This window comes from Streptomyces sp. NPDC051020, from assembly GCF_040683105.1.
In the GTDB taxonomy this organism is placed as follows: Bacteria; Actinomycetota; Actinomycetes; order Streptomycetales; family Streptomycetaceae; genus Streptomyces.
Map to the genome: position 1 here is coordinate 19,441 of NZ_JBFBCG010000084.1, position 8,683 is coordinate 28,123.

Annotated in this window: 8 protein-coding genes and 1 pseudogene; 3 read left to right on the forward strand and 6 right to left on the reverse strand. The window is 68.5% G+C overall.

Annotation, left to right across the window (positions count from 1 at the left end; genetic code table 11):
- Positions 1-999 carry a methylmalonyl Co-A mutase-associated GTPase MeaB gene (meaB, locus tag AB0N06_RS31620; protein ID WP_366138129.1) on the forward strand — a complete coding sequence of 333 codons (999 nt, stop codon included), beginning with the start codon at positions 1-3 and terminating at the stop codon, positions 997-999.
- Between the two features lie 322 nt (positions 1,000-1,321).
- A complete protein-coding gene (locus AB0N06_RS31625; RefSeq protein ID WP_366138130.1) occupies positions 1,322-2,326 on the forward strand; it encodes an aldo/keto reductase family protein in 1,005 nt (334 codons plus the stop codon).
- A 480-nt stretch (positions 2,327-2,806) separates the two neighbouring features.
- Here AB0N06_RS31625 and AB0N06_RS31630 read toward each other — a convergent pair whose 3' ends face one another.
- The 6 genes from AB0N06_RS31630 to AB0N06_RS31655 all read right to left on the reverse strand — a co-directional run bounded on the left by AB0N06_RS31630 (position 2,807) and on the right by AB0N06_RS31655 (position 8,481).
- Positions 2,807-4,168: an FAD-dependent oxidoreductase gene (locus AB0N06_RS31630; protein ID WP_366138131.1), complete on the reverse strand. Its 1,362-nt coding sequence runs from the start codon at positions 4,166-4,168 to the stop codon at positions 2,807-2,809.
- A gap of 132 nt (positions 4,169-4,300) precedes the next feature.
- Positions 4,301-4,645: a hypothetical protein gene (locus AB0N06_RS31635; RefSeq protein ID WP_366138132.1), complete on the reverse strand. Its 345-nt coding sequence runs from the start codon at positions 4,643-4,645 to the stop codon at positions 4,301-4,303.
- 25 nt (positions 4,646-4,670) lie between these two features.
- On the reverse strand, positions 4,671-6,389 hold the full coding sequence (ctaD, locus tag AB0N06_RS31640; protein ID WP_366138138.1) for a cytochrome c oxidase subunit I: 1,719 nt from the start codon (positions 6,387-6,389) through the stop codon (positions 4,671-4,673).
- A gap of 403 nt (positions 6,390-6,792) precedes the next feature.
- Positions 6,793-6,927 (reverse strand): hypothetical protein, encoded by a 135-nt coding sequence (locus AB0N06_RS31645; protein WP_366138133.1) that lies wholly within the window; start codon positions 6,925-6,927, stop codon positions 6,793-6,795.
- 297 nt (positions 6,928-7,224) lie between these two features.
- A complete protein-coding gene (locus AB0N06_RS31650) occupies positions 7,225-7,593 on the reverse strand; it encodes a zinc ribbon domain-containing protein (RefSeq protein WP_366138139.1) in 369 nt (122 codons plus the stop codon).
- 180 nt (positions 7,594-7,773) lie between these two features.
- The gene (locus AB0N06_RS31655) at positions 7,774-8,481 is read right to left on the reverse strand and encodes a TetR family transcriptional regulator (RefSeq protein ID WP_366138134.1); all 708 of its coding nucleotides are present in this window, start codon (positions 8,479-8,481) and stop codon (positions 7,774-7,776) included.
- Positions 8,482-8,589: 108 nt separating this feature from the next.
- On the opposite strand from AB0N06_RS31655, the pseudogene AB0N06_RS31660 reads away from it, so the two are divergent.
- Positions 8,590-8,683: pseudogene (locus AB0N06_RS31660) on the forward strand (electron transfer flavoprotein subunit beta); the annotation flags it as partial.

Below are 8,683 nucleotides of genomic sequence, written 5' to 3' on the forward strand. Positions count from 1 at the left end.
ATGGCTCCGACGATCGATATCGACAGCTATGTGAAGGGAGTGCTCGACGGGAAGCGGGCGCACATCGCGCGCGCCATCACTCTCGTCGAGTCCACCCGCCCCGATCACCGGGCACTGGCCCAGCAGTTGCTCCGCGAGCTGCTGCCGCAGTCCGGTAACGCCCGGCGCATCGGCATCAGCGGTGTGCCCGGGGTCGGGAAGTCCACTTTCATCGACGCGCTCGGCACGATGCTCACCGGGCTCGGGCACCGGGTCGCAGTGCTGGCGGTCGATCCGTCCTCCAGCCGCACCGGCGGCTCCATCCTGGGCGACAAGACCAGGATGGAGCGGCTCGCGGTCGATCAGGCGGCGTTCGTACGCCCCTCTCCCACCGCCGGGACACTGGGCGGGGTGGCCAAGGCGACCCGGGAGTCCATCGTGGTGATGGAAGCCGCGGGTTACGACGTCGTGCTGGTGGAGACGGTCGGCGTGGGCCAGTCGGAGACGGCCGTGGCCCAGATGGTCGACACGTTTCTGCTGCTCACGCTGGCCCGGACCGGCGATCAGCTGCAGGGCATCAAGAAGGGGGTCCTGGAGCTGGCGGACGCCATCGCGGTGAACAAGGCCGACGGTCCGCACGAGCGGGACGCGCGTGCGGCGGCCCGTGAACTGGCGGGCGCCCTGCGGCTGATGCACCCGGCCGACGCGGCGTGGACTCCCCCGGTGCTGACGTGCAGCGCCCGTGAGTCGACCGGTCTCGACACGTTGTGGGAGCGGCTGGAGCAGCACCGTGCGCTGCAGGACTCGACGGGGCGGCTCGCCACGAAGCGACGCGAGCAGCAGGTCGACTGGACCTGGACGATGGTGCGGGACGAGCTGTTGGACAGTCTGCGCAGCCATCCGAAGGTCCGCACCCTCACGCCGGCTCTCGAACAGCGCGTGCGGGACGGTGAGTTGACGGCGACACTCGCCGCCGAGGAGATCCTCGCCGCGTTCCGGGGCGAGGCGCGCAACGGCTGATCCGCGGTTCTCCGGCCCTCACCGGCCGTGCGGTGCATGGTGAGGGCCAGGTGGACCTGTGCAGTTCTACCGGGACCTCGGCGCCCGGACCGCGTGCCACGACACCGGCCCCGCGGGGCGCGGCCGGCCCACTCCGTCGACTCGCCGACCCGGCTCTGCCGGGCCCACAACAACTCCGCCACCGCCGGTGGCCGCACCCGATAACGCGACATCCCTCCGCCGCATCCACGGCACCGTCCCCGCTTCCTGAGCCTTGCCTGCGGAACGGAAGCCCTCCGCATAGCATGACGTGTTCACGTATCAGCACAGGGAGAGCAGGCACATGGAATTCCGCCGACTCGGCCGCAGCGGTCTGACGATCAGTGAGATCGCCTACGGGAATTGGATCACCCACGGCTCCCAGGTGGAGGAGGACGCCGCCGTCGCCTGCATCCACGCCGCCATGGACGCCGGAATCACCACCTTCGACACGGCGGACGTCTATGCCGAGACCCGCGCCGAGGCCGTCCTCGGCCGGGCGCTCAAGGACCAGCGCCGCGAGAGCATCGAGGTGTTCACCAAGGTCTACTTCCCGACCGGCGCGGGGCAGAACGACCGCGGTCTGGGACGCAAGCACATCCTCGAATCGATCGACAACTCCCTGCGCCGGCTGCAGACCGACTACGTGGACCTGTACCAGGCCCACCGCTACGACCACTCCACGCCATTGGAGGAGACCATGGAGGCGTTCGCCGACGTGGTCCGCTCCGGCAAGGCCCTCTACATCGGCGTTTCCGAGTGGACGGCCGACCAGCTGCGCGCCGGACACCGGCTGGCCCGCGAGCTGAACGTTCCGTTCATCTCCAACCAACCGCAGTACTCGGCGCTGTGGCGGGTCATCGAGGCCGAAGTGGTGCCCACCTCCGAGGAGCTCGGCGTCGGTCAGATCGTCTGGTCGCCGATCGCCCAGGGCGTGCTGACCGGCAAGTACAAGCCGGGGGCCCAGCCTCCGGCCGGCTCTCGGGCGACCGATGAGAAGGGCGGTGCGGACTTCGTCGCCGGGTGGCTCCGCGACGACGTCCTGGAGCGCGTCCAGCAACTGCGGCCGCTCGCCGACGAAGCCGGTCTGAGCCTTGCCCAGCTGGCCGTCGCCTGGGTGCTGCAGAACTCCAACGTCTCCGCCGCGATCATCGGCGCTTCCCGGCCCGAGCAGGTCACGGAGAACGCGAAGGCGGCGGGCGTGACGTTCGACGCGGACCTCCTCAAGGCCATCGACGACGTACTGGAGCCGGTGGTGGAACGCGACCCGGCGCTGACCGAGGGCCACGAAGGCAACGACAACGACTGAGTCGACCGGTCGCCCGCGACGGGGAGGGCCGGGCCACCGTCCGGTTGGCCCGGCCCTGCTCGACCCGGACATCGTCCTGCGCGTCGACGCCGCGGCCACCCTGTCGGGCGCGGCTGCGGCCATCGGGGCCCAGGCAGTCGCCGACACGTTCTCGGGGTACGCCAAGGCGGCGCAGCCGGCGCTGATCAACGGTGTTCCGGGCGCCGTCTGGGCTTCAGGTGGGAAGCCGCGGGTGGTCCTCGGCTTCGCCGTCGAGGACGGCAGGATCGTCGCGATCGATCTCCTCGCCGACGCCGATCACCTCGGCCGGATGGATGTGCGGATCCTTGACGCCTGAGCGACGGCGGTCGGGCTCGCCGCTCCAGCGGAGCAGCGAGCCTCGCGTGTTCTGGTGCCTGTCACTGCGACGGAACTCCGTCCGTCGGTGCTATGACACGCGCCGCCGGAGCAATGTGACCGGACCCGCTGAGGAATCCGGAATCAGCCGCGGGCGGTCATCGACGCCGTGTGCTCACGGACCTGCGCCGGCGTGAGGTAGGCGTCCGTGTACTCGAAGGCACGCAACGTGGCGGGTTGCCTGGCCTGGAATCCGGTGCGTACGAAGTCGTCACCGGCGATCGCGTTGAGCATCCAGTTGGTCATGACACGGGCCTTGGCCACATTGGTGCGCAGCGCCGACCAGTGATAGCCACGGGCCACGGCCTGCGCGGCGATGCCGTGCATCTCGATGCCGAGCGGCTTGGAGACCGCGTCCTTGCCGCCGAGGTCCACGACGAGCCCGAGGTCCCTGTGGACGTACGGCTTCAGCGGCTGGTGGCGCAGAGTCGCGATCAGGTTGTCGGCGAGCCTGCGTCCCTGACGCGTGGCGTGCTGCGCGGTGGGCGGGCAGACCGCTCCGTCGCCCTTGACGAGGTCCGGCACGGCGGCGGCGTCACCGAGCGCGAAGACGCCGTCGAACCCCGGCAGGGTCATCTCGGGTGTTACTGCCAGCCGGCCTCGTACCGTTTCGGCGTCGAAGGTGGCGACCAGCGGGCTCGCGGTGACGCCGGCCGTCCAGATCAGTGTGCGGCAGGGCAGTACGCGGCCGTCGGTGAGCGTCACCATGTCCGGTCCGGCTTCGGCGACGGAGACCCCGAGCGACACTTCGATGCCTCGCTCGCGCAGGACTGCCAGGGCGCTGAGTCCGAGCTTGTCCCCCAGCTCGGGCATCAGCTTCGGGGCGATGTCGACCAGGTGCCACTTGATGAGCTTCGGGTCGAGCCGGGGGTATTGCCCGACGGCGTTCATGGTGAGCCGCTGCAGACACGCCGCGGTCTCGGTGCCCGCGTAGCCGCCGCCGACCACCACGAACTGCAGCCGGGAGGCCCGTTCGTCCTCGTCGTGGCTGGCGTCCGCCAGGTCGAGCTGGGTGATCACATGGTCGCGTACGTACGCGGCCTCGGCCAGCGTTTTCATGCCGCGGGCGTTGTCGAGCAGCCCCGGGATGTCGAACGTACGGGTGACGCTGCCGGGGGCGAGGACGATGTAGTCGTACGGTTCGTCGACGATCTCGTCGGTGATCTTGCGGATGACGCAGACCTTCGCCTTCGGGTCCACGCCGATCGCTCCGCCGGGGATGATCCGGGTGCGGTACCGACGGCTGCGGCGCAGCGAGACCGCAACGGACTGTGGGGTGAGGACGCCCGCGGCCACCTGGGGCAGCAGCGGCAGGTAGAGCTGGTAAGAGAACGGGGCGACGAGCGCGACGTCCGCCTCGCCGAGGTTGAGTCCGCGCTCCAGACGGCGTACGCACTCGACCCCGGCAAATCCGGCGCCGACGACGAGGATCCTGGGTCGTGCCACGGTGTTCGTCCCTTCTCGGGTCTGCGCGGTGGCCCGTACTCCTGCCCGGTCACACGCGCCCATCACCCCACATCCTCACGAACCGCGTCCGACTTCGCCCGCTGAGGGCGGCGGACGGACGACGGCGGGGAGTCAGCGGGTCAGCAGGGTGAGGGCTGTGCACGTGCCGCTGACCACGCCTGCGGTGACGACAGCAGTCACGACGCAGCGTGCTCTGAGCGCGCGGTAGCGGTCGTTGTACTCGCCGCGCAGTTCGATGGCGCGGTCCGCGATCCGGGACAGCATCGCCCGGGATGCGGCAACCCGGTCCGCCGTGTAGACGCGTTCCACTTCCTCACACTGGGCGGTGGTGAGCCAGGGCAGCTCGCCGGTGAACCGGGCAGCCCGTCTGCGCGCCTCCTCGACCTCGGCGTTCCACAGCAGGTATCCCTCCATCTGTGCCAGGCCGCGCGCGGTGCTGTCCTTGTCGTCGTCCATTCGTCCTCCTTTCACCGAGGCTCCGTCACGCCGGGCCCTGCCCCGGACCCCCCGGGGTGGTGTGCGGGCGGTTGTGCGCCTCGCCGAGGGCGCGTACGGCGGGGTGGTGCAGATCGAACGCCGGGGATTCGGAGCGGATCCGCGGCAGCGTGAGGAAGTTGTGCCGCGGCGGCGGGCAGGAGGTCGCCCACTCCAGCGAACGGCCGTAGCCCCACGGGTCGTCGACCTCGATCTTCTTGCCGTACTTGGCGGTCTTCCACACGTTGTAGAAGAACGGCAGCATCGACAGTCCCAGGAGGAACGAGGAGATCGTCGAGACGGTGTTCAGCGCGGTGAACCCGTCGGCGGCGAGGTAGTCCGCGTAACGACGCGGCATACCCTCCGCGCCGAGCCAGTGCTGCACCAGGAACGTGCCGTGGAAGCCCACGAACAGCGTCCAGAACGTGATCTTGCCGAGCCGCTCGTCCAACATCTTGCCGGTGAACTTCGGCCACCAGAAATGGAATCCGGCGAACATCGCGAAGACCACGGTGCCGAAGACGACGTAGTGGAAGTGCGCGACGACGAAGTACGAGTCCGAGACGTGGAAGTCCAAAGGCGGCGACGCCAGGATGACGCCGGTCAGACCACCGAAGAGGAAGGTCACCAGAAAGCCGATGGACCAGAGCATCGGTGTCTCCAAGGACAGCGATCCCTTCCACATCGTGCCGATCCAGTTGAAGAACTTCACCCCGGTCGGTACCGCGATGAGGAACGTCATGAAGGAAAAGAACGGCAACAGCACACCACCGGTGACGAACATGTGGTGCGCCCACACAGTAATCGACAGGCCCGCGATGGCGATGGTGGCGCTGATCAGACCGATGTAGCCGAAGACCGGCTTACGGCTGAAGACGGGGAGGATCTCGGTGACGATGCCGAAGAACGGCAGCGCGATGATGTACACCTCCGGATGGCCGAAGAACCAGAAGAGGTGCTGCCAGAGCAGCGCACCGCCATTGGCCGCCTCGAAGACACGCGCCCCGAACTTGCGGTCCGCCTCCAGCACCAGAAGGGCCGCTGCCAGCACCGGGAAGGCCAGCAGGACCAGCACGGCGGTCAGCAGCACGTTCCACACGAAGATCGGCATCCGGAACATCGTCATGCCCGGTGCGCGCAGGCAGATGATCGTGGTGATGAAGTTGACCGAACCGAGGATCGTGCCGAATCCGGAGAAGGCCAGGCCCATGATCCACAGGTCGCTGCCGATGCTGGGCGAATGGACCGCGTCGGTCAGCGGGGAGTAGGCGAACCAGCCGAAGTCCGCCGCCCCTGCCGGAGTCAGGAAGCCGGCCACGGCGATGATCGAGCCGAAGAGGTACAGCCAGTACGCGAACATGTTCAGCCGCGGGAATGCCACGTCGGGCGCGCCGATCTGCAGCGGCATGATCCAGTTCGTGAACCCGGCGAACAGCGGCGTCGCGAACATCAGCAGCATGATCGTGCCGTGCATCGTGAACAACTGGTTGAACTGCTCGTTCGAGACGATCTGCGTGCCGGGGCGGGCCAGTTCGGCGCGCATGATGAGTGCCATCACGCCGCCGACGACGAAGAAAGCGAACGAGGTAACCAGGTACAACGTTCCGATCGTCTTGTGATCGGTGGTGGTCATCCATCTGACGACCACATTGCCCGGTTCCTTGCTCCGTACCGGCAGTTCGTTCGCGTACGACTCGTCTGCCTCGTCCGCCCCAGCTGTGCCCATCGTCGCCACAACGACGCTCCTTCGATCGGTCCTTCGCGGGCGGACTCGGCACCCGGCGGGGCGCCGCTCCCACCGGGGCGGCCGGCAGGTCCCCCCGGCGCGTCGCGCCAGTTTCCTGGTGCAGCAAACCAGCCACGGGACCGACGTGGGCTGCCCGGCGCCCGCCCTGGCGTGACATTCACCCATCAGGGTGTGCTGACCCGCCGCGGTGTCCCGTCCGGATCAGCCATGGGCTCGGCGGTACCAAGGGGCGGCCGGGGCGTTCGCTGCCGTGCGCGCTCCGGCATCCGGCGGCACGGGCGTCACCGTCGCCGGGGCACCCCGTGCCGTCGGTGTCACGCGTCCCCAACTCGGCTTCCGTGAGCATCGCTTGCGGTGCACATGGTCCCGTGAACCGCCGTGCTCACTTCGCGGCCGGGTGGCCCTCGTCGAGAAAGAGTGCCGTACCGAGATCCGTGAGGCGGGCCACGATGTCCGTCTGCTCGCCGATGCGCCCCGTGCGTGGCACGTTGCCGTCCATGGTGAGCATCGCGTTCACGACGATCTTCGCCGCTGCCGCATCGAGAGCCGGCCGGACCTCATCGAGCCGGCGGACCCACAGCGCCGGACAGTCCCGCTGCGCCTGACGCGCCGCCTTGCTCTCCTACTCCGGGAGCTGGTCCAACTCCTCGACCAGCACACCGATCAAGTGACTCTGGTTCAGGGTGAATTCGATTCACGAGCGGAGCAGCCCGTTCAGGCTCCCGCGCGGGCCGGTGGCGTTCGCGAGCGCCTGTGCGGTAGCAGCCCTCGGCGCCGTACGGGTCCGGGGCATCCAGTTGCCTCGGGGACCGGTCTACTGCCATTCGGCATACACACCGGGGTCGCAGAGTTCGAGGACGATCTCCCCCGTCCCCGAGGCGACTTCCGCCACGGGGCGCACCCGCGCACCGACGTGCACCAGGTGCGGAGCGGGGCCCACGACACGGCACCGGAACACGAACCCTTCGGGCAGCCGGACGAGCGACTCATTGCGTGCTGCCTCCGTGTAACGGTGCACCACGCTGGTCCGCACGACGACGCCGAGGCCGTCACTGCGTACGGAATCCAGATCGCTCGACGCGCACACAGGACACAGAAGCCGCCTGAAGGACGCGGTGCCGCACCAGCGGCAGCGCTGATAGATCAGTCCGGTTTGACCCTGCGCCGTCGGTGCGGCATCGATCGCTGAAACGGAGTGGGACACGTCTCGACCCCCTGAACTCGGCTCGGTGCGTCAGCGTCGTGGCTCGACACGGACGCAGGCGCACCATATGGCACTGAGTGCCGAGACGTAAAGGCACCGAGTTCCTTCTCTTCGATTGAGGCGACCGGCACAGCTTGCCGGGAGGGGCATGAGAGCAGCTCAGTCCTCGGCGAGAGCCGACTCCACCCTCTGCACCACACGCCACATCGGCGTGCCCTTGGAGGCGACCACCACGACGACCTCGTCGTCGTCCGCGGTCGGCCCTGCGGGGCCCGCGGCCTTCGCCCCCCAGACTTCCTGTACGACACCGAGGGCGTGGTCCACCGCGGCCTCGGCGTCACCCTCGCCACCCGAACGCAGCCACGAGCGCAGGCCGTTGTTGTGCGCGGCGACCACGGCAGCGGCGATCACCTCGGCGTGCAGCGGGCCGTCCGGCGTGCCGGCGTAGCGGCCCCGCAGGTATTCAGCCATCGTCCGTTCGTAGCGGCGCACCACGGACAACTCGTAGGTGCGCAGGCCGGGAACCTCCCGCGTGAGGTGATAGCGCTGGACCGAGAACTCCGGATTCGCCGCATACATCCGCAGGACGAGCCGGGCCGCATCGCACACCGTGCTCACCGGGTCGCCCTCGTCGGCCGCCTCCAGGAGCGCGGTCATGTCAGCGAGGCAGCGCTCGTGGTCGGGGAAGACCACGTCCTCCTTGGAGGGGAAGTACCGGAAGAACGAACGCCGTCCGACCCCGGCCCGCGCAACGATGTCGTCCACGGTGGTCCGCTCGAAGCCCCGTTCAAGGAAGAGCTGGAACGCCGCTTCGGCGAGCACCTCCCGCATGGGGGGTTTCTTCACTGGTCTGCGCGCCTCGGTCATGCCGGGAACCTAACACCAAAACCGGCCGTTCGACACTACGTACCTTTACAGAGGGTACTGAGTTCCATAGGGTCATCTCAGGACCCACACCCAGGTAGGAGAGCCGGCGTGAGCTTGAGGATCGTTGTCTGTGTGAAGTATGTGCCCGACGCCACCGGTGACCGGCACTTCGCGGATGATCTGACGCTGGACCGTGAGGATG